The 21,572-nt window shown below is 57.6% G+C and carries 17 protein-coding genes; 9 read left to right on the forward strand and 8 right to left on the reverse strand.

The window, feature by feature from the left end; all coding sequences use genetic code 11:
- Positions 1 to 4 precede the first annotated feature (4 nt).
- Together sbmA and KK102_RS07945 are read right to left on the reverse strand one after the other, a co-directional pair.
- Entirely contained in the window at positions 5 to 1,225 is a 1,221-nt protein-coding gene (gene sbmA, locus KK102_RS07940; RefSeq protein ID WP_126543920.1) for a peptide antibiotic transporter SbmA, read from the reverse strand.
- A 114-nt stretch (positions 1,226 to 1,339) separates the two neighbouring features.
- A complete protein-coding gene (locus tag KK102_RS07945) occupies positions 1,340 to 1,873 on the reverse strand; it encodes an isochorismatase family protein (protein ID WP_216357325.1) in 534 nt (177 codons plus the stop codon).
- Positions 1,874 to 2,077: 204 nt separating this feature from the next.
- Here KK102_RS07945 and ampH point away from each other — a divergent pair, with 204 nt between their 5' ends.
- On the forward strand, positions 2,078 to 3,238 hold the full coding sequence (gene ampH, locus KK102_RS07950) for a D-alanyl-D-alanine-carboxypeptidase/endopeptidase AmpH (protein ID WP_126543918.1): 1,161 nt from the start codon (positions 2,078 to 2,080) through the stop codon (positions 3,236 to 3,238).
- Position 3,239: 1 nt separating this feature from the next.
- On the opposite strand, the gene KK102_RS07955 is transcribed toward ampH, so the two are convergent.
- The gene (locus KK102_RS07955) at positions 3,240 to 3,869 is read right to left on the reverse strand and encodes a helix-turn-helix domain-containing protein (protein ID WP_126543917.1); all 630 of its coding nucleotides are present in this window, start codon (positions 3,867 to 3,869) and stop codon (positions 3,240 to 3,242) included.
- Positions 3,870 to 3,961: 92 nt separating this feature from the next.
- Positions 3,962 to 6,736: an autotransporter outer membrane beta-barrel domain-containing protein gene (locus KK102_RS07960; RefSeq protein WP_216357326.1), complete on the reverse strand. Its 2,775-nt coding sequence runs from the start codon at positions 6,734 to 6,736 to the stop codon at positions 3,962 to 3,964.
- A 451-nt stretch (positions 6,737 to 7,187) separates the two neighbouring features.
- On the opposite strand from KK102_RS07960, the gene hemB reads away from it, so the two are divergent.
- Positions 7,188 to 8,162 (forward strand): porphobilinogen synthase, encoded by a 975-nt coding sequence (gene hemB / locus KK102_RS07965; protein ID WP_025756233.1) that lies wholly within the window; start codon positions 7,188 to 7,190, stop codon positions 8,160 to 8,162.
- Between the two features lie 127 nt (positions 8,163 to 8,289).
- Complete coding sequence (gene olsF, locus KK102_RS07970) at positions 8,290 to 10,014, forward strand: bifunctional ornithine lipid synthase OlsF (RefSeq protein ID WP_216357327.1); 1,725 nt, start codon at positions 8,290 to 8,292, stop codon at positions 10,012 to 10,014.
- 69 nt (positions 10,015 to 10,083) lie between these two features.
- On the opposite strand, the gene tauD is transcribed toward olsF, so the two are convergent.
- From tauD to tauA, 4 genes are read right to left on the reverse strand one after another with little or no spacing between them, the layout of a single operon-like run.
- Entirely contained in the window at positions 10,084 to 10,935 is an 852-nt protein-coding gene (tauD, locus tag KK102_RS07975; protein WP_216357328.1) for a taurine dioxygenase, read from the reverse strand.
- Entirely contained in the window at positions 10,932 to 11,759 is an 828-nt protein-coding gene (gene tauC / locus KK102_RS07980; RefSeq protein ID WP_010427972.1) for a taurine ABC transporter permease TauC, read from the reverse strand. The genes tauD and tauC overlap by 4 nt, the downstream gene beginning before the upstream one ends.
- A complete protein-coding gene (gene tauB / locus KK102_RS07985; protein ID WP_126543912.1) occupies positions 11,756 to 12,523 on the reverse strand; it encodes a taurine ABC transporter ATP-binding subunit in 768 nt (255 codons plus the stop codon). Before tauB ends, tauC begins: the two co-directional genes overlap by 4 nt.
- A gap of 10 nt (positions 12,524 to 12,533) precedes the next feature.
- Complete coding sequence (tauA, locus tag KK102_RS07990) at positions 12,534 to 13,496, reverse strand: taurine ABC transporter substrate-binding protein (RefSeq protein WP_001018397.1); 963 nt, start codon at positions 13,494 to 13,496, stop codon at positions 12,534 to 12,536.
- Positions 13,497 to 13,736: 240 nt separating this feature from the next.
- Between tauA and KK102_RS07995 the strand changes: the two genes are divergently transcribed.
- The 6 genes from KK102_RS07995 (at position 13,737) to fbpC (ending at position 21,534) form a co-directional block, all read left to right on the forward strand.
- Positions 13,737 to 14,366, forward strand: coding sequence for a response regulator transcription factor (locus tag KK102_RS07995; protein ID WP_126543911.1), 630 nt, complete (start codon positions 13,737 to 13,739; stop codon positions 14,364 to 14,366).
- Complete coding sequence (locus tag KK102_RS08000; protein WP_216357329.1) at positions 14,366 to 15,907, forward strand: MASE1 domain-containing sensor histidine kinase; 1,542 nt, start codon at positions 14,366 to 14,368, stop codon at positions 15,905 to 15,907. Before KK102_RS07995 ends, KK102_RS08000 begins: the two co-directional genes overlap by 1 nt.
- Positions 15,908 to 15,992: 85 nt before the next feature.
- Positions 15,993 to 17,294 (forward strand): MFS transporter family glucose-6-phosphate receptor UhpC, encoded by a 1,302-nt coding sequence (uhpC, locus tag KK102_RS08005; protein ID WP_126543909.1) that lies wholly within the window; start codon positions 15,993 to 15,995, stop codon positions 17,292 to 17,294.
- 13 nt (positions 17,295 to 17,307) lie between these two features.
- Positions 17,308 to 18,339 carry an ABC transporter substrate-binding protein gene (locus tag KK102_RS08010; RefSeq protein WP_033487712.1) on the forward strand — a complete coding sequence of 344 codons (1,032 nt, stop codon included), beginning with the start codon at positions 17,308 to 17,310 and terminating at the stop codon, positions 18,337 to 18,339.
- A 65-nt stretch (positions 18,340 to 18,404) separates the two neighbouring features.
- A complete protein-coding gene (locus tag KK102_RS08015) occupies positions 18,405 to 20,483 on the forward strand; it encodes an ABC transporter permease (RefSeq protein WP_216357330.1) in 2,079 nt (692 codons plus the stop codon).
- Positions 20,484 to 20,487: 4 nt separating this feature from the next.
- Positions 20,488 to 21,534, forward strand: coding sequence for a ferric ABC transporter ATP-binding protein (gene fbpC / locus KK102_RS08020; protein ID WP_126543907.1), 1,047 nt, complete (start codon positions 20,488 to 20,490; stop codon positions 21,532 to 21,534).
- Positions 21,535 to 21,572: the final 38 nt, after the last annotated feature.

Below are 21,572 nucleotides of genomic sequence, written 5' to 3' on the forward strand. Positions count from 1 at the left end.
TGTATTAGCTAAATGTGTTGGTGACTTCCTGCAGATCTTTATCGTCCAGCTCACGCTCGAAACTGCGTAAACGTTTGTAGATGGACATCAGCTCCACCAGCGTGGTCCAGGAGCTGATCAGATACTGGAACGAACCGCGCACCTGACCAAAGACGTTGGTGATCTGCGTCATCAGGCCCAGCGTAATCGTACCCGCAACAATCGACGGGAACAGCAGGAACAAACCGAAAACGTTATCAACCTGCAGATACAGAATGCGCGCAATGTTGAAATACATATAGTGGAAATAGAGGCGGAAATAGTTGCGACGCACGGCGCCAAACAGCTCGCGAACGGTCGGTGGCGAGGCGCGGTTAGCATCATCTTCGCCGTAAACCAGCTCTTTACGGTAAGCGGCTTCCACGCGTTGATTTTTAAACTCCAGACCCGGCAGTTTGATCCCCACCACCGCCAGCAGGCCCGTTCCCATCAGCGACCAGACGATCGCGGCAATCACCAGACCATACGGAAGATGACCGACAATAGGCAGATCCGGCACGTGCGCGGAGAGCGTCACCAGCACCGGCAGGAAGGCGATCAGCGTCATAATGGCGTTGATAAAACTGACCCCCATGTCTTCAAGCGTAGAGGCAAAACGCATGGTGTCTTCCTGCACACGCTGCGCGGCACCTTCGATATGGCGCAGGTGCTGCCAGTGCGCCATATAGTGTTCGTTCATGGCGGTACGCCAGCGGAAGACGTAGTGACTGACGAAGAAATTGTTCATCACGCCAATGATGACCGCAATCAGGGCGATGCCGAGGAAGATACCCACCTCATGGTAGAACTGATTAATCGTCACCTTGTGCGGGGAACTCAGCGCCGTCTGGATCAGATCGTAGAAGGGGGCATACCAGGCGTTCACCGCCACGCCGACTTCGACCAGGAACCAGGTCACAAAGATGATCAGCGAGGTGCCCAGAATCGACCAGTATTGCCAGCGGTGTGGAGAGTAGATAAACCAGAAAACCGCAAACAGCCCCACGCAGACCGTATAGTAGGCGTAAAACAGCAGGTAGCTGAGCGACCAGAAGCGCGCGGCGCTAATGGGCACCTCTCCCGTTGCGCCCGTAATACGCGTCAGCCATGCGCCGCCGCCCGCCTGCCAGAAAATGACAGCAATCAGTGCCCAAATAAATGCCGACAGGAAAAAAGGCCCCGGCTTTGGGAAAAAAGACTTAAACATTGTGCTTCCTTCTTGTTGTTCTGGCTGTTGCTGTGCTCAACACATCGCCACACGAAAATCTGACCTGAACCCGCTGGTGGCGCAGGCAAAAAGGTCAGACCCGTGGGTTTATTATTAGTTCGCTTTCCAGTTTTCGAGAATTGTTTCGGTGCGTTTCACCGAAGGTGGATTGGCAGGGGCGATAAAGTGACGCCAGACATCGTTGTAGTGGGCAATCAGAACCTGGGCTTCCGCCGCCGGGCGATTGGCCGTGGTGTGGGCATCTTCTGCTACGGTGATGTGATAACCCCGACTGACGCCGTTCTTAATCGTCGCATCGACACAGTAATCGGTGGCACAGCCGCAAATGACAAACTCGCGAATGCCCTGTTCACGCAGCAGCGTCTCAAGCGCGGTGTTATAGAAGGCATCACAGGCGGTTTTGGTGACGTAAAGCGCACCTGCTGGCTGGTTTAGCTCAGGAAGCAACGCAAACCCTTCGCTTCCCTCTTCCAGGCCCCCGGCTTCGGTATGCTGTATAAAAACCACCCTGTCGGCTGCCTGCGTAAGCTGGTTGATCAGAGAGACGCATTTCTCGTGCTGATGACGCGGCGTCTCGAATACCCCGTTCTGCATATCAACCACCATAACCACACGCTTATCAGACATACCGTTCTCCGCAAGATTGAGTCGCACTGGTGCCTATCATAAGCCCGATGTCACAAAATGGGATCCAGGCCGCAAGTAAATTGTTCATATTTACCCATGGTTACGTTTTTCTCGCTATCGTTATGCAATTCGGGCCTTTGCAGCTTACCGATTAGTAGTATAAATACCCCTAACTTTCCTTATTTACTTGATGGATGCTTTTCGTTGAAACGTTGTCTGCTCTCTTTCGCCGCGCTATGTGCGGTGAGCTTTTCCACCGCCCAGGCAGCGCAGCCGCTGACGGCCCCGGTTTTAGCCTCTGATATCGCCGATCGCTACGCGAACCTGATCTATTACGGCAGCGGCGCGACGGGAATGGCGCTGGTGGTCATTGACGGTAACCAGCGCGTGTTTCGCAGCTTTGGTGAAACGCGCCCGGGGAATAACATTCACCCACAGCTGGATTCGGTGATCCGTATTGCCTCCATCACCAAGCTGATGACCAGCGAAATGCTGGTGAAGCTTCTCGACCAGGGCGTGGTTAAGCTCGACGACCCGCTCAGCAAATACGCGCCACCCGGCGCTCGCGTTCCAACTTATCAGGGTGCACCCATCAGACTGGTCAATCTGGCGACCCACACCAGTGCCCTGCCGCGAGAACAGCCTGGCGGCGCGGCACATCGTCCCGTCTTTGTCTGGCCGACGCGCGAACAGCGCTGGAATTACCTGAGCACCGCGACGCTAAAAACCACGCCGGGTTCGCAGGCCTCCTATTCAAATCTCGCGTTTGATCTGCTGGCCGATGCGTTATCGACCGCATCGGGTAAGCCCTATCCTCAGCTGTTTGAAGAGCAGATTACGCGTCCGCTGGGGATGAAGGACACCACCTTTACCCCTTCCCCGGACCAGTGCCGTCGCCTGATGGTCGCTGAAAAAGGTGCCAGCCCGTGTAATAACACCCTGGCGGCGATCGGCAGCGGTGGCGTGTATTCCACGCCTGGCGACATGATGCGCTGGATGCAGCAGTTCCTCTCTTCGGATTTCTACTCTCGCACCCACCAGGCCGATCGCATGCAAACGCTGATTTACCAACGTGCCCAACTGACCCGCGTTATCGGCATGGACGTACCGGGTAAAGCCGACGCCCTTGGTTTGGGCTGGGTGTACATGGCGCCGAAAGACGGCCGCCCGGGCATTATTCAGAAAACCGGCGGCGGTGGCGGATTCATCACCTATATGGCGATGATCCCGCAGTCCAACGTAGGGGCGTTTGTGGTCGTTACCCGCTCGCCGAACACGCGCTTCGTCAACATGAGCGATGGCATCAATAATCTGGTTGCTGAGCTGAGTGCGAATAAAGCGCAGGTGCTGACGGCGTCTAACTGACCTAATAGTCCGCGGGCAAACGGTTGATGCTAACCAGTTTGCCCCGGCTCATCGTAATATAATTACCCTGCCGCAGCGCGGCCAGAACTTCCGCGACCACCGAGCGTGAGATCCCTGTGCTGCGCTGAATATGATTCATAACGCCAATTTTTGAGCGCAGCGTTTCATCCCACTCGGCCATATTAATCAGCATGGCCCGGATCTGGCTGTAAGAATTATTCCCCACCAGCTGCATGTCACGTTTACCCAGATGATGGTTGATCCACGAGAGCCAACAAAATGCGTCTTGCCAGAGTGAGGCTTGCTGAAGCCGTTGGTACAGAGAAGAGGCCGGTAAATAAAAACCTGTGCAATGTGTATGCGCCACCATCACATATTCCTGATGACTATTATTTACCCACGCGCTTAAACCATAAATATAGGGAGCCTTCGCAATACCTACGAGAAGTTCATCTGACTTTCTGTGGATGGCAACAACGCCGGTTTGTATTACAAATGTGTATGGAACACTATCCTCATTATTAGCGGTTGAAATAAGTTTCTGTGGCGCGGTCTTAAAAGGGGTGCTGGCGACTTCCAGGCACTGTACGATCCGGCTTAATTCAGAAAGTGGCTTAGCATTAACATTCATGCAGACCTCAAGTCATCTGTATCTGTCGGTTCTCGATTATTTTTAATTGTTATATAAAAAAGCGGGGGAAATATTCCCCCGCTTTTTATATTTTACCAGGTATATTTCACACCCAGATTTGCACCCCAGTTCTGGTCAACGTCACCGCCACCGAGATAAGTTGCATCAGTATATGCGCTGAAGTTCTTCGTGAAGCTGAACTGCGTGCCCAGACCCACGCGAACCGCGGAACCTTCAACACCGTTGTCGATGCTGTCGTTGTTCACATCAGCACTGTTGTCGGCATCGTCATACACGTAAGCCAGCTTGAAGTAAGGCGTCAACGCCTGCTCTCCGCCGTAATTGAAGGTGTAACCCGCATCTACGCCAAGCTCATAACGCAGGCTGTCGTATGACTGCCCATCAATTCGCATGTCGTTGCTCAGCCGGTAATCATCCCCGGACTGGAACAGGCCGGATACCGCCGCGTAAGGCGTGATGTAGCCAGACAGGTTTGGTTTCCAGTCGTAGCCCAGCTTCATCCCAAAGCCGACCGCATCGGTCGTGGTGTCACCGTCAACATACTGACCGTTGCTCATGGTGGCGGAGAGATCGTTGTTGAAGCGGGTGTAGCTCAGGGAGCTGTCGAGGAACAGATCGTTCATGAACTTCGCTGACGCGTAGACCATCGCAGTCTGACTGTCCTGATCAACCTGACCGGTACGATCGCTGATATCGCCCTTCGCGAAGCCTGCGGCACCACCGACGATCCATTTCGCATTGTTGCCATCAATCTGGGTATCCAGACCGACCATAATGCCGCTCACGTCCTGATCGTAACTAACGTTGCCATTATCAGCGTCGAAGTTACCACCGAAGTAGCTCACCCACGCTCCGCCGTTATCCGCCAGGCCGTGGCGGCTGTTGGTCAAACGCGTGCCGACGGTATCCTGCTGCAGGTTCCAGATGTTGCTGTTGGCAGACGGGATGCTCAGCGCCATGTTGGCATAGTCAGTCAGCGCTTTCTGCTGCAGAACAACGGTGTCACCTTTCTGCTGCGCCTGATAGGTGTAGGCACCTAAATCAGCTTTGTTCGCGGCAGTAAAGCTGGCTGCTGTATCCGTGTTGTTGTCATAAACGCGGACAATCTCTTTATTCTCGTAGTCAGCAACGGAGCCCGCACCGGTGGCATCATCGATACGTACTTTGTAGTTGCCCGCCACATCACCGTTTACCGACAGATGACCGTCAGAGTTGAGTGCGACGACGCCATAGTCGTAGTCTGCTTTGCTATTGTCATTGGTGATATAGCGCGCGTTGTTCAGATCGCTGTTCAGCACGTAATCGCGGCTGGCCACGTTCAGCACGCCGCCGTCGGTCAGCACCATGTTGTGCGTATCAACCTGACCCATACCCAGCGCCAGCTCGGCACCGTTGTCTAGGGTAATGGTGTTGGCATATAGCTCAGCGGTCTCTTCAGTCAGCGCTGCTCGGCTGTAGCTGTCCAGGTACAGGCTGTCGGTCGCGACGGCGCCGCTGTCGCCGATATTCAGCGTTGAAGCATTGGTCAGCGTGATGGTGTCCGCCAGCAGGCCAGAGTTTTCAACATTGACCTGCGACTGATTATTCACCGTCAGCGTGTCGATATTAGAGACTTTACGGGTATCCCACTCGGAACCGTTATCCAACGCCACGTTGAACAGACCGCTCTGATAAACCTCTTCACCCGCAACGTGACCGTTGCTGTCGTAGGTGGAACCCGGCCAGATGCTGTTTGGAGTCAGGGCACTCCAGTCGACGTCGCTGTATCCTTCACCGTACATTTGCGCGGTGCCGATGGCTTCAACGCTGGACTGTGCAGCCCCCACCCACTTGCTGCCGTTAGTCAGCGTAATATCCAGTGTATCGGTGCCATCCCAGCCGTTGGTGGTTGGGTTATACACACCGTCATCGGTGGTATCGGTTGCCGGGTCGCCATTCTCGTAGAAGTTATTGTCGAAGGTGCTGGCGAACAGAATGTCACCCGTAACGGTGGAGTGGTCGAACGTCGCTGTCGTCTGCATCGCGTTGTCAGACGCGCTGGCAGCCACGATCAGCGCTGCATCATCCGCCGCCGTCGCGTTGGTTTCACCGTAGTCGCTCGGCTTGGCCGTTTGACCATAGAAACCGCTGGTGCCCAGATCGCTGTATGCGCCGGAGGTCAGCACGGAATCTTTCACCACCAGGGTATCGGTAAAGACATTGCTGCTATTGGCAACGCCTTCCACACCGTCATACGGGGTATTATCCAGCTCCTGATAACCCTGCGTCAGCGTGATACCGGCTACGTGGGAGTTATTCTGAATAACGATATCAGACTCGACATCCAGCGTAATGGCGTTACCCAGACCGTAGGTGTCCAGATAATGGGTTTCGGTAGCGTCACCATTCACAACGTCATAAGCATAATGCTCGTAGGCGTCATTGATGGTGCTGTTATCTACGGTCAGGCTAAAACGGTCATATTGTGTATGTGCAGTACCATCCGTCTCCGTGCCATCGGCACACGTCGTGGTCATACACTCTGACGTGATCATGCCGTTGATGGTGCTGTTGGAAATACTCAACGCATTCGCCCGGCCATTAACGCCATCATCCAGATAGTATGTTGAAATAACACCGTTTACCGTGGATTTGTTAATCACCGGATAAATATCACCATCATGGGTGGCATCCGAGTAATCCCAGTCTGCATAACCATAATACCAGGGGGTAGAGGCGGTATTATCATATCCAAAAGTATTATACGTCGTGCCGGAAATATCCTTCGCATTAGCCTGAGAAGCGATAGCCAGGGTGCAGGCTAATGCAAGTTGAGATACAACCAGTTTCTTTTTCCATGTTTGCATTGGGTCATCCCTCCTCAGGGACGTAAGCAAGTTTGTCCGTCAAATCATTTTGCAATGTTTAATTGCGGAGGGAATTATGCAATTTCATTTCCAAAAGGTTCAATGAATGATTCAATTAAGTCCGTATCCAGACAACTCACGTCTAAAAAACGAAACAATAAGCATCACCTTGAATAAATATTATAAAATCAGTAAATTACAATCCTATTTTATTGATCCAGCCAATATAATAAAAAGTAATAAATCACTAATAATTATACCTCCCATTCAATTGAAAACTCATACCAATATTTCACCCCACCTAAAAAGCCATCATTCTTTCTATAATATCGACATTTTATGCGGCTTGTTTTGGCGCATTTCGCAAAATCAAAATGCCCAATTTCGTAAAACACCTCTCTTCACTTTCATGTACACTAGTCTTCTTTGTTCCACAAACATCAGGCATACCATGACCGATTTAATTGCACGTCCCCGCCGCCTGCGCAAGTCACCTGCACTGCGCGCTATGTTTGAAGAGACAACCCTGACCTTAAACGATCTGGTGTTGCCGATTTTTGTCGAAGAAGAGATCGATGACTACAAAGCCATCGAAGCCATGCCGGGCGTTATGCGCATTCCGGAAAAACATCTGGCGCGTGAGATTGAACGCATCGCCAACGCGGGGATCCGCTCGGTGATGACCTTCGGCATCTCTCACCATACCGACGCCACCGGCAGCGACGCGTGGAAAGAAGATGGCCTCGTCGCCCGCATGTCCCGCATCTGCAAAGAGACCGTGCCGGAAATGGTGGTAATGTCCGACACCTGCTTCTGCGAATACACGTCTCACGGCCACTGCGGCGTGCTGTGCGATCACGGCGTGGATAACGATGCCACCCTGCTTAACCTCGGCAAACAGGCTGTGGTCGCGGCCGCAGCAGGCGCAGATTTCATCGCCCCATCTGCGGCAATGGACGGACAGGTTCAGGCGATTCGCCAGGCCCTGGACGCGGCTGGTTTCACCGACACCGCCATCATGTCCTACTCCACCAAATTTGCCTCCTCCTTCTACGGCCCGTTCCGTGAAGCGGCGGGTACGGCGCTGAAGGGCGATCGTAAAACCTATCAGATGAACCCGCTGAACCGTCGGGAAGCGATTCGTGAATCTCTGCTGGATGAAGCTCAGGGCGCAGACTGCCTGATGGTAAAACCCGCTGGCGCGTACCTTGATATTCTGCGAGACATTCGCGAGCGCACCGAGCTGCCGCTGGGCGCTTATCAGGTGAGCGGCGAGTACGCGATGATCAAATTCGCCGCCCTGGCGGGTGCCATTGATGAAGAGAAAGTGATCCTGGAAAGCCTGGGGGCGATCAAACGCGCGGGCGCGGATCTGATCTTCAGCTACTTCGCGCTGGATCTGGCCGAGAAGAAAATTCTGCGTTAATCCGCTTTAGCGCCGGGTGGCGGCTTCGCCTTACCCGGCCTACGCTCTGCTCAAATCTTCACCCAACTGCAATACAACCGACATCTGCGCCTTCTACTGTCTTCGCAAGACGGCAGGAGGAGTGACCATGTTTAGCCTCGATAGCGTTCTCGACGATCTTTGGCCTCAGGCGAGGCCTGCACCCTGGCAAAAAAGTCTGTTAAAAAGACTGTTCTACGAAGACGAATTTCAGCAATTTGCCGCAGCACACCGCCACCTGAAAGGCCTGGATATGGTGGAGCAAGTTCTGGAACACCTGGATATTCTCTGCACCGTTTCCGCCCGCGATCTTGAACAAATCCCCGAACATGGCCCGCTGGTCATTATTGCCAACCACCCGACGGGTACGCTGGACGGGCTGGCGCTGCTGTATGCCGTCTCCCGCGTGCGGCGCGACGTTAAAGTCGTGACCAACCGGATGCTGACCCACCTTGAGCCCCTCAGCTCGCTGTTTATTCCGGTGGACAATATGGGCGGCAGGACGGCGAAAACATCCCTGGTGCAGATGGAACAGCATCTGCAAAACGCGGGCGTGCTGATCTTCTTCCCGGCAGGCGAAGTGTCCCGCCCCACGCGCAAAGGCATTCGGGACAAAAAGTGGCACTCCGGCTTTATCAAACTCGCCAGCAAGCTGCGCGCCCCGCTGCTGCCGGTGCATATTCAGGCGCACAACAGCCTGCTCTTTTATGCCAGCACGCTGGTCTCCCCGACGCTGTCGATGCTGCTGTTGATGCAGCAGATGTTCCGCCGCCGCCACAGCCAGCTGCCGATCAAAATCGGCCAGCAGATTGCGTGGCATCACTGGCACAGCGCCACCCTTTCGTCGCGTGAGATGGCCGAGCAGTGCCGTCAGCACGTGATGCGTCTTGGCAAGGGAGTGCCCGGCGTCTTTAAAACCCAGTGCGCGATTGCCCGTCCGGAAGACCGGGCCACCCTGAAGCGCGCGCTGGCGCAGGCCGAATGTCTGGGCAAAACCAGCGACGGTAAAACCATCTATCTGTGGCAGCGAAACGGTCAGGAAGACGTCCCACTGCTGCGCGAGCTGGGCCGCCTGCGCGAGATTGCCTTTCGCGCGGTGGAGGAAGGGAGCGGCAAACGCCGGGATACCGACAGCTACGACGATGATTATCTGCACCTGATCCTGTGGGATGAGGACGATCTGGAGATCGTCGGGGCGTATCGCTTTATGCCGACGGCCATGCAGATCGAAAAGCGCGGCGTTGAGGGGTTGTACAGCTATAGCCTCTTCCACTACGACGACAAAATGCAGGACGTGCTGGAGCACGGCATTGAGCTGGGGCGCAGCTTTATTCAGCCGCGCTACTGGGGGCGCCGCGGCCTGGACTATTTATGGTCCGGCATTGGGGCCTATCTGGCGCGCTATCCGCACTACCGCTACCTGTTTGGCCCGGTCTCCATTTCCGGTGGCTTACCGCCTGCCGCTCGGGATCTGCTGGTCGCCTTTTACCGCCTGTGGTTCCCGGCGACGCATCCGCTTGCCGCCTCGCGCCAGCCGTATCCCGCCTCGCTGCCGGACGTGCTTGCACAGTTTGGCGGCGTGGATTATGTGGACGATCTGACGAAGCTGAAGTCCCTGCTCGGCAATCTGGGCTGCGGCATTCCGCCGCTCTACAAGCAGTATTCCGAGCTGTGCGAACCCGGCGGCGTGCAGTTTATTGATTTTGGCAGCGACCCGGCATTTAACGACTGCGTCGACGGGCTGGTGCTGGTGGATTTGTGTTACCTGAAGGCAAACCGCTATCAGCGGTATATTGAGGCGCATTTAATACCCTCACCCCAGCCCTCTCCCTAAAAGGGAGAGGGTGAAAACCGTACCGGGCGGTCCCCTCGCCCCTTTGGGGAGAGGGTTAGGGTGAGGGGATCAACCCGCACGAAAGAAAGGCTTATCCCCCAAAATCGTCGCCCGCTGCATAATCCTGCGCTGCGGAAGATAGTCCGCATTGGCATAGTGCTGCGTTACCCGGTTATCCCAGATCGCCAGGTCGTTCTCCTGCCAGCGCCAGCGCACCTGAAACTCCGGCTTGGTGATATGCGCGAACAGGAATCCCAGCAGCGCCTCACTCTCTTTCTCAGACACATCCACGATGCGCGTTGTGAACCCTTCGTTCACAAACAGCGCCTGTTTGCCCGTCACCGGATGGGTCCGCACCACCGGGTGCAGCAGCGGAGGATGTTTCGCCACAGCCTCCTGCCAGCGCTGATGTTCCTCTTTCGTTTTACGGTACTTGTACTCAGGGAAAGATTTTTTGAAGTCGTGCTCCGCCCGCAGCCCGCTCAGCAGCGTCCTGAACGGCTCTGACAGCGCCTCATACGCCGCAATCCCGCTGGTCCACAGCGTATCGCCGCCGGTTTCCGGCAGCAGCTTCGCCGCCAGAATGGCTCCGGCAGGCGGCGTCTCGATAAAGGTCACGTCGGTGTGCCAGTTGTCGTTATCCGGCGGGTTATCGTTGTGGGTGTCCAGGACGATAATCTCCTCCACCCCTTCCGCATGCGGATAGACCGGGTGGATATGCAGATCGCCAAAGCGCAGGGCCAGCGCGCGCTGCTGCTGCGGGGCGATCGCCTGCTCGCGCAGGAACACCACCTGATGGCGCAGCACCGCGTGGTACAGCTGCTCGAACTGGTTATCGCTCAGCGGACGGGTCACATCCAGGCCCGACACCTGTGCACCAATGTACGGCCCCAGCGGGGTAATGGTCAGACGTTCACTCATTGTATTTCTCCATGCCAGGGCGTCAGGCGGCGCTGTAACGCGCGCAGCCCCAGTTCTAATCCAAAGGCGATCGCGGCGATCACCGCGATCCCTGCCAGCACCACGTCAGTCGCCAGGAACTCTCCCGCCGACTGCACCATAAACCCAAGGCCGCGCGTGGCCGCAATCAGCTCCGCCGCCACCAGCGTGGACCAGCCCACGCCAAGGCCGATGCGCAGCCCGGTTAAAATCTCCGGCAGTGCGCCCGGTAAAATCACGAACAGCAGCACCTGCGTACGGCTGGCTCCCAGCGACTGCGCCGCGCGGATCCGCACCTGCTGGGCGCTCTTCACGCCCGCCAGCGCCGACATGGCAACCGGGGCGAAAATCGCCAGATAGATCAGCAGGATTTTTGACGTTTCCCCGATGCCGAACCAGATCACCATCAGCGGCAGATAGGCCAGCGGCGGCACCGGGCGGTAAAGCTCAATCAGCGGGTCGAGGATGCCGCGCACCGTCGGGCTTAAGCCCATCGCGATCCCGACCGGTATCCCGATAATCACCGCCGCCAGCAGCGCCACCAGAATGCGCGCCAGGCTGGCACCTAAGTGCTGCCAGAGCGTGGCATCCATAAAGCCCTGCGGCCCGGCGATGGTAATGAGTTTGGCCAGCACCTGTCCCGGCGGCGGCAGAAACAGCGGGCTGACCCACTGCTGGGCAGCAACTGCCCACCACACCGCCAGTAAGACCAGCAGCGTACCGACGCTCAAGGTGATTTGGCGCGAGAAAGGCCAGCGCAGCGCCAGACGCGTGCGGCGCGTTTTTTCACTGAAGACGATGCTCATGAGAAGGCCTCCCGCTGTTCAAACACGCGGCTTAAAACGTACTCACGCTGTTCGATAAACAGCGGATCGGATTTGATGCTGCGCACGGGTTCCCCCGCGACGTAGCGGCGGGCGAAATCCAGCGGCAAGCGCTCCAGCACGCGGCCCGGCCCCGGCGAGAGCAGCACCAGCTCGGTGGCCATAAATACCGCCTCTTCGATATCGTGGGTAATCAACAGCACCTGCTTGCCCGTCTCATGCCACAGGCGCAGAAGCAGGGTTTGCATCTGCTCGCGGGTGAAGGCGTCGAGCGCCCCGAACGGCTCGTCCAGCAGCAACAGCTGCGGATTTGCGGCCAGCGCGCGGGCAATGCCTACGCGCTGCCGCTGGCCGCCGGAAAGCTGCCAGATAAAGCGTTTTTCCGCCCCTTCCAGCCCCACTTTTTTCAGCATCGCCCGCGCCGTTTCCAGCCGCAGTTCACGATTAACACCCGCCAGCTGCAGCCCAAACGCCACGTTTTCCTGCACGTTGCGCCAGGGAAGCAATCCTTCATTCTGGAAGACCACGCCGCGCTCGGCGCCGGGGCCTTCCACCTTTTTGCCTTCCAGTTGAATGGTGCCATGCTGATAAGGGACAAACCCGGCGATCAGATTCAGCAGCGTGGTTTTTCCGCACCCGGACGGACCCAGCACCACCAGCAGTTCACCGCTGTCCAGCGTCAGGTTGATCTCCTCCAGCGCGGGTTTGCCACCGTAATCAGCAGACAGATTTGTAATATTCAGCATGGCGGACTCCTTATTTCACAAAACGATCGGTCACGTACTGGCTGTAATCCGTCGCTACCGCGGGCACTTTGCCCTGCTCTTTCAGGAAGGTGGCGGTATCCACAATCGCTTTGTTTACCGGCCCGGTCAGCTGCTGCACCTGCTGCGCGGGGGTCAGATAGGTATTGCCCTTCACCAGCCCCGGCACGTCCGCTTCCGGCACGCCGCTCAGGCGGGAGAGTTTTTCCAGGTTGGCGGGCTGCTTCAGCCATTCATCCGGGTTACTGATGTACGGCTGCTGGGCGTCTATCGCGCTTTTCGCGAAGGCTTTCACCACCTCAGGATGTTTCTCGGCGAAGTCTTTACGCACGACCCACACGTCGAGGGTTGGCGCGCCCCACTGGCCCACCTTTTCGGAGTCGGTCAGCACGGTACCGTCTTTTTCCAGCTCGTTCACGGCAGGCGCCCACACATAGGCCCCGTCAATGTCGCCGCGCTGCCAGGCCGCGATGATCGCCGGCGGCTGCAGGTTGATAATTTGCACCTGCCCCGGCTTGATGCCCCAGTGTTTGAGCGCCGCCAGCAGGCTGTAGTGAGTGGTCGAAATAAACGGTACGGCGATGCGTTTGCCGATCAGATCTTCCGGCTTGGTGATGTTTTTCTTCACCACCAGCGCTTCAGAGTTACCGAGCTGCGAGGCGAGCAGGAACACCTCAATCGGCACCTGCTGGCTGGCCGCAACCGCCAGCGGGCTGGAGCCGATATTGCCGATCTGCACGTCACCGGAGGCTAACGCACGCACCACGGACGCCCCGCTGTCGAACTTGCGCCAGTCGACTTTCGCGCCGCTCTCTTTGGCAAAGGTGTTGTCCGCCTGCGCGACTTTCGCCGGTTCCGCAGAAGTTTGATATGCGACGGTGACGTCCACCGCCTGCGCCTGAAATGCCCACAGCGCCAGTGCGCCGAGAAGTGTGATTCGCGATGAAATTGCCATAGTGCCTGCTCCCCTTGTTGTTATGAGGGCAGTATTTCCAACGCGAGAATTTTGATAAAGGAATAAAAATGAATCGCTCATAACGATTCGTTTTTAGATAAAAAGCGGGAAAGGATAGTTAAAAAGTGGGCTGTGGCTTTATTGCAATTTTGTTACATCGGTTACATAACCGCAGCCGCAGGATTGCCAGCCTGCCGGCAACGGGCATCATAGGTCAACGAATGAGCAAAAGGTGTCGAGATGATTAAAGTGGTGCTGGTGGACGATCACGTGGTGGTGCGTTCCGGTTTCGCCCAGCTGTTAAATCTGGAAGAGGATGTGATCGTTGAGGGCCAGTTTAGCAGCGCGGCGCAGGCATGGCCCGCCCTGTCGCGCAACGATATCGACGTGGCGGTGATGGACGTCGCGATGCCGGACGAAAACGGTCTTAGCCTGCTCAAGCGCCTGCGCCAGCAGCGGCCGACGTTTCGCGCCATCATCCTGAGCATCTACGACACACCGGCCTTTGTGCAAAGCGCCCTCGACGCGGGTGCAAGCGGCTATCTGACCAAGCGCTGCGGCCCGGAGGAGCTGGTGCAGGCCGTGCGCGCCGTCGGCATGGGCGGGCATTACCTGTGTGCCGATGCGCTAAAAGCGCTGCGCGGCGGCGAGCCGATGCCAAAAGCCCTTGAGGCGCTCACTCCGCGCGAGCGCGAAGTGTTTGAGCTGCTGGTGAAAGGCGAAAGCGTGAAGGAGATTGCCTATACGCTTTCGCTGAGCCATAAAACCGTTCACGTCCATCGTGCCAACGTGCTGGGCAAGCTTCAGTGCAGCAGCACCATCGACCTGGTGCACTTCGCGCTTGATAACCAACTGCTCACGGGCCACTGATGCGGCGCGCTGTCCGGCATCTGATCCTGTCCCTGTTCATTATGCTGGCCTGGGGAACCGGCTGGCTGATGCTGTGGACGCTGAGCTTTTACCTTACCCACAACGGCCAGCAGGCGGTGCTGTTTCTGGCGCAGGGCGTGTGGCTGGCGCTGATGATTTTACTTTCCCGCCGCTACTGGCCTGCATTAATTCTTCCCCCCCTTGCCGCCATTCTGTGGCTGCACGGTGAGCAGCTCCTCACGCGTTATCTGATGCTGGCCGTGCCGCTTATCGGCATCGTCAGCGCCTGGCTGGCGCAGCGGTACTGGCACCGCTTCCCGCTCTACTGGCAGCGGCTGTCGACGCTGATTGCGGCGGTGACGGTAAATGCCCTGCTGCAAACCCTGGTCCTGTCGCCCTTTCTGGACAGCCCGGCCACGCTGCTTTTGCTCGGCTCCTTTACCGGTGGCGTGCTGCTTACGCCGTTCGTCTATCTGGTCTTCGAATTTTTACGCCAGCAGCATCGTTACCATCTGCTTGGGCTGGACACCAGCAATCCGCCGCTGCGCACCTCGCTGATTATCTGGTGCAGCCTGTTTTTCATTATCGGCATCGGCACGCAGATGGTGCTCTCCCCGGCGCTGGAGCGACTGCTGCTGATTGTCGTGTTCCTGCCGAACGTGGTGATGGCGTGGAAATTCGGCTGGCAGGGCGGTGTCCTTTCCGGGCTGCTCGGCAGCATGATGATCACCATTGCCCGCCAGGTGGGCGTCGGGTTTAGCGACCTTCTCGAACTGGAAATTTTTCTCTCTACCCAGTCGCTGCTGGGGATTGGCCTGGGCATCGCCATCAGCCGCCAGCAGCATCTGGCGATGAACCTCGAACGCTATCGCCATCGGCTTGAGAGTGAACTTCAGGCCAGACGGGCGCTTGCGGAAAAACTGATCCATTCCGAAGAGGACACCCGCAAGCATCTGGCGCGCGAGCTTCACGACGAAATCGGCCAGAACATCACCGCTATCCAGATCCAGTCTCAGCTGGTGAAGCGGGCGAGCGATACGCCGCTCGCCATTGAGGCAGCCGGACAGATCAACGACCTCGCGCGGCGTATTCACCACTCTACGCGCCAGCTGCTGCGCCAGCTCCGCCCCCCCGTGCTGGACGAGCTGTCGCTCCACGAGGCTCTGCACCACCTGGTCAACGAGTTCGCCTTTGCTGAACGCGGGATCCGCTGCCGTTTTGACTACCGGCTTCCCACGCCGCCGGAAAGCGAAACGCTGGTCTTTACGCTGTATCGCCTGCTCCAGGAGCTGCTCAACAACGTCTGCAAACACGCCAACGCCAGCGAAGTCACGATTCTGCTCTGCCAGCGTCACGCGCGGCTCTACCTCGAGGTGCACGATAACGGCCGCGGCATCAGCCCGCAGCAGCAGCCCGGCTTCGGCATTCAGGGCATGCGCGAACGCGTCTCGGCGCTCGGCGGCGAACTGACGCTGGAATCCCGTCTCGGGACGCGCGTAATTGTTAACCTGCCCACAAATTTGCAACAAACGCCGCGCTGACCAGGAAAAAGTCTTAGTCACTCCAGACTTTGTCTCATCCCATTTATGCCGCACTTCCCTACAGTCATCTCAAACGGAGAACGCCATGCACGCACTGTCTGCTGAAGAGGTTTCACAACGTTACCGGGCGCTGCGCCCCAGGCTGCTCCTTTGTATGGTGATTGGCTACGCCGCGTTTTACCTGACGCGAAAAAGTCTGAATTACGTTTTACCCGCGCTGCAGCTGGATTTGGGGCTCAGCAAGGGCGATATCGGACTTATCGGCTCGCTGTTTTATCTCAGCTACGGGCTGTCCAAATTCGCCGCCGGGCTCTGGCACGACAGCCACGGACAGCGCGCCTTTATGGGCATCGGGCTGATGGCAACGGGCGTGCTGAACGTGCTGTTCAGCTTTAGCGATGCGTTCCCGCTGCTGCTGTTTATCTGGACGCTGAACGGCTTCTTTCAGGGCTGGGGCTGGCCGCCCTGCGCCAGGCTGCTGACCCACTGGTATTCGCGTAACGAGCGCGGCTTCTGGTGGGGCTGCTGGAATACCTCCATCAATATCGGTGGCGCGATTATTCCGTTGATTTGCGCCGTTGCCGCCCACCGATGGGGCTGGCAGGCGGCGATGCTGACACCGGGGATCATCAGCATCGTGCTCGGCCTGTGGCTGACAACACAGCTGCGGGGCACACCGCAGGAAGAGGGTCTGCCCACGGTCGGGGAGTGGCGGAGCGATCCGCTGGAGCTGCGCCAGCAGCAGCAAAGCCCGCCGATGGGGCTATGGCAGATGTTGCGCACCACCATGCTGCAAAATCCGATGATCTGGCTGCTCGGGGCGTCGTATGTGCTGGTGTATCTCATCCGTATCGCCCTGAACGACTGGGGCAACATCTGGCTGGCAGAAAGCCACGGCGTGAACCTGCTCAGCGCCAACGCCACGGTGATGCTCTTCGAAGTGGGCGGCTTACTGGGCGCATTGTTTGCCGGATGGGGGTCAGACCTGCTGTTCAGCGGCCAGCGTGCACCGATGATTTTGCTGTTCACGCTGGGGCTGATGGTGTCTGTCGCCGCGCTGTGGCTGGCACCGGTTCACCACTACGCCCTGCTGGCGATGTGCTTTTTTACGGTCGGATTTTTCGTCTTCGGTCCGCAGATGCTCATTGGCCTTGCCGCCGTTGAGTGTGGACATAAACAGGCGGCAGGCTCGATTACCGGCTTTCTCGGCGTATTTGCCTATCTGGGCGCCTCGCTGGCCGGGTGGCCGCTGTCGCAGGTGATTGAACGCTACGGCTGGTCGGGGATGTTCAGTTTGCTCTCGATTGCCGCCGTCCTGATGGGTTTATTACTGATGCCCTTGCTGATGGCGGGCATCACCGCTTCTCGCAGTCACATAACGTCATAAAAAGGGCTGAATAATGAAAACAACGCTTCTCTCTACCCTCATTGCTTCCGGGATCGCGCTGGCTACCTTAACCGGTGCCGCACAGGCCAAAGGCCGTCTGGTGGTGTACTGCAGCGCCACCAACGAAATGTGCGAAGTCGAAACCAAAGCGTTCGGTGAAAAGTACGATGTTAAAACCTCGTTTATCCGCAACGGCTCCGGCAGCACGCTGGCGAAGGTGGATGCCGAGAAGAAAAACCCGCAGGCCGATGTCTGGTACGGCGGCACGCTCGATCCGCAGTCCCAGGCCGGTGAAATGGGGCTACTCCAGCCCTATAAATCGAAAAACCTGGAACAGATCATGGAGAAATTCCGCGATCCGGCCAAGGTGAAGGGCAACCTCTCCTCTGCGGTCTACGTCGGGATCTTAGGTTTTGGCGTCAACACCCAGCGCCTGAAAGAGAAAAACCTGCCGGTCCCCAAATGCTGGAAGGATCTGACCAAACCGGAATACAAGGGCGAGATCCAGATCGCCGATCCGCAAAGCTCCGGCACCGCCTATACCGCGCTGGCAACCTTTGTCCAGTTGTGGGGGGAAGACCAGGCCTTCGACTACCTGAAACAGCTGAACGGCAACGTGTCTCAGTACACCAAATCCGGCATTGCCCCGGCACGTAACGCCGCGCGCGGTGAAACCGCCATCGGCATCGGCTTCCTGCACGACTACTCGCTGGAAAAAGAGCAGGGTGCGCCGCTGGAGCTGATCTCTCCGTGCGAAGGCACCGGGTATGAAATTGGCGGCGTGAGCATTCTGAAGGGCGCGCGCAACGAAGAGAACGCGAAGCTGTTCGTAGACTGGGTGCTCTCGAAAGAAGCGCAGGAGCTGGCGTGGAAGAAGGGCAAATCCTACCAAATCCTGACCAACACCACGGCGGAAACCTCGCCGAACTCGCTCAAGCTCGATGACCTGAAGCTCATCAGCTATGACATGGACAAGTACGGCTCCACGGACGTGCGTAAAGCGCTGATCAATAAATGGGTCAGCGATGTGAAGATGGGTAAATAAGCCCGCGAACAGTGGTCATCGCCCGGCAGCATTCCTTTGCCGGGCATCCAACACCCGGAAAACTTATGTCACAGACACTTGCTCTTCATCCCGCCACAAAACGGGATGCGGTATTCCTGTGGGTTTTACTCGGCTGGCTGGCCTTTGCCCTGCTGCCGAGCTGGAGCCTTGATTACGGCCTGCTGGAGTCTACCGGGGATGAGATCCTCGACGCATACGGTTGGTCCCATGTCAACGTCAGCTGGCTGTGGTACCTGCTGCCGAGCCTGCTGCTGGTGCGCCCGTTTAACGAAGCAAAGCGCGAGCAGCGCAGCCGCCACTATCTTGATGCGGGCTGGGCGCTGCTGTGTATGGCGTTCGTGGTCATCAGCGCCACCGTGGAAGGACGCGGTTTAGGCTATGCCACCATCGTGCTGTTTGTTGCCCTGGGCGCCATCATGACGCTGGCCCTCACCCGCCTGGAGTGGCTGGGCGGCGATCGCTTTGTCATCGGCTCGCTGATTACCATCGTGGCGCTGATCGGCATTTTTATCGTCTGGCCGAGCATCGCCATTTTCATTCCGATGTTCACCAACGACGCAGGTGAATTCGCCCCGCTGGCCTTTATGAACGTGCTGTCGCAGGCGCACATTATCCAGGTCATCATCAACTCGATTCTGCTGTCGATAGCCGTCGGGGTCGGCTGCACCTTCTTTGGCCTGGTGCTGGCGATCTACACCACGCGCATCGCTAAACGCAGCGCCATCATTGGACGTATCTTCTCGATTCTCCCCATCGTGACCCCGCCGTTTGTGGTGGGGTTGGGCGTTACGCTGATGATGGGGCGCTCTGGCTATATGACGGAGCTGATGGTGGACTGGTTTGGGTTAACCAATACCAACTGGCTGTACGGCTTCACCGGCATCTGGCTGGCGCAGGTGCTGGCCTTCACGCCGATGGCCTTTATGATCCTCGACGGCGCGATCAAAACCATCCACCCGTCGCTGGAAGAGGCCTCGTACACCCTGCGCGCCAGCCGCTGGCAGACCTTTAACGGCGTCTTCGTGCCGCTGCTGAAACCGGCGCTGGCGAATGCGTTCTTAATCGTGATTGTGCAGTCGCTGGCCGACTTCAGTAACCCGCTGGTGCTGGGCGGGAACTTCGACGTGCTGGCCACGCAGATCTACTTCTACATTACCGGCTCACAGCTGGATTATCAGGCAGCGAGTACCCTTGGGGCCTTCCTGCTGCTGTTCTCGCTGCTGGTGTTCTGCATCCAGTACATGTGGATCGGCAAGCGCTCCTACGTCACCGTGTCCGGTAAATCGTACCGCGGCGACGTGCAGCCGCTGCCGGTGACGCTGGTGTGGAGCGTGATCGCCCTGCTGGCGGTGTGGATCGCCTTTAACGCCCTGCTCTACGGCAGCATTTTCTACGGCAGCTTTACCGTCAACTGGGGCGTGGATTACACCCTGACGCTGGATAACTTTATCAAGCTGTTCGGCCAGGGGATGAGCGACGGCGCGTGGCCTTCGCTGCTCGATACTCTGCTCTACGCCGGAATTGCCGCGCCGATCACCGCCGCCTTCGGCCTGCTGATTGCCTGGGTTGTGGTGCGCCAGCAGTTCCGGGGTAAAAAGACCATCGAGTTCACCACCATGCTGTGCTTTGCCGTACCGGGTACCGTGGCGGGCGTGTCGTACATTCTGGCCTTTAACAGCGCGCCGGTGTACCTCACGGGCACCGCCGCCATCGTGATTATCTCCATGGTAATGCGTAACGTACCGGTAGGGATTCGCGCCGGGATCGCGGGATTAGGGCAGATCGACAAGTCGCTGGACGAGGCCTCGCTAAGCCTGCGTGCCGGAAGCCTGCGCACCATCACCCACATCCTGCTGCCGCTGCTGCGTCCGGCCATTTTATCGGCGCTGATTTACAGCTTTGTGCGCGCCATTACCACCGTCAGCGCCATTGTGTTCCTCGTCACGCCGGACACCCGCGTGGCAACGGCCTACATTCTGAACCGCGTGGAAGACGGCGAATACGGCGTGGCGATTGCCTACGGCTCGATCCTGATTGTGGTCATGCTGGCGATCATTTTCCTCTTTGACTGGCTGATCGGCGAGGCGCGTATCTCCCGTTCAAAAGCCAAAAACCAGGCGTAACACTATGACTGAGAAACATTTTGTTGAACTGCGTAACGTGACCAAACGCTTTGGCGCAAACACGGTAATTGAAAACATCAACCTGGCGATCCCGCAGGGACAAATGGTCACGCTGCTCGGCCCGTCCGGCTGCGGTAAAACCACCGTGCTGCGCCTGGTTGCCGGGCTGGAAAAACCGACCGAAGGGCAGATTTACATCGATGGTGAGGATGTGACCCACCGCTCCATTCAGCAGCGCGATATCTGTATGGTGTTCCAGTCCTACGCGCTCTTCCCGCATATGTCGCTGGGCGAGAACGTGGGCTACGGTCTGAAGATGCTGGGCGTTTCGCGCGCAGAGATTAAAGCGCGGGTCAAAGAAGCCCTGGCGATGGTTGATCTTGAGGGGTTTGAAGATCGTTACGTGGATCAGATTTCCGGCGGCCAGCAGCAGCGCGTGGCGCTGGCCCGCGCTCTGATCCTCAAACCCAAAGTGTTGCTGTTCGATGAGCCGCTGAGCAACCTCGATGCGAACCTCAGGCGCAGCATGCGGGACAAAATCCGCGAGCTGCAAAAGCAGTTCAACATCACCTCGCTGTACGTGACGCACGATCAAAGCGAGGCGTTTGCGGTCTCCGACACCGTGCTGGTGATGAACAAGGGCAACATTATGCAGATTGGCTCGCCTCAGGATCTCTATCGACAGCCGGCGTCTCGCTTTATGGCGAGTTTTATGGGTGATGCCAACCTCTTCCCGGCCCGCTTCAGCGAGGATGTTGTGGAAATCCACGGCTATCGTCTGCCGCGTCCGCTGCACTTTACAGCCCAGGGCGAAGGCACCGTCGGCGTGCGTCCGGAGGCGATTACGCTCAGCCAGCACGGCGAGGCGAGCCAGCGCTGCACTATCCGCCACGTCGCCTATATGGGTCCGCAGTATGAGGTGATTGTCGACTGGCACGGACAGGAGATTTTACTGCAGGTGAACGCCACGCGCCTGCAGCCGGACGTGGGCGATGCGTACTATCTTGAGATCCACCCGTACGGGATGTTTGTATTGGCGGAGGCGGCATGATGTGTGCCGGGTGAGGCGCAGCCGCCACCCGGCAAAAA

It is taken from the genome of Enterobacter quasimori (genome assembly GCF_018597345.1).
Lineage (GTDB): Bacteria > Pseudomonadota > Gammaproteobacteria > Enterobacterales > Enterobacteriaceae > Enterobacter > Enterobacter mori.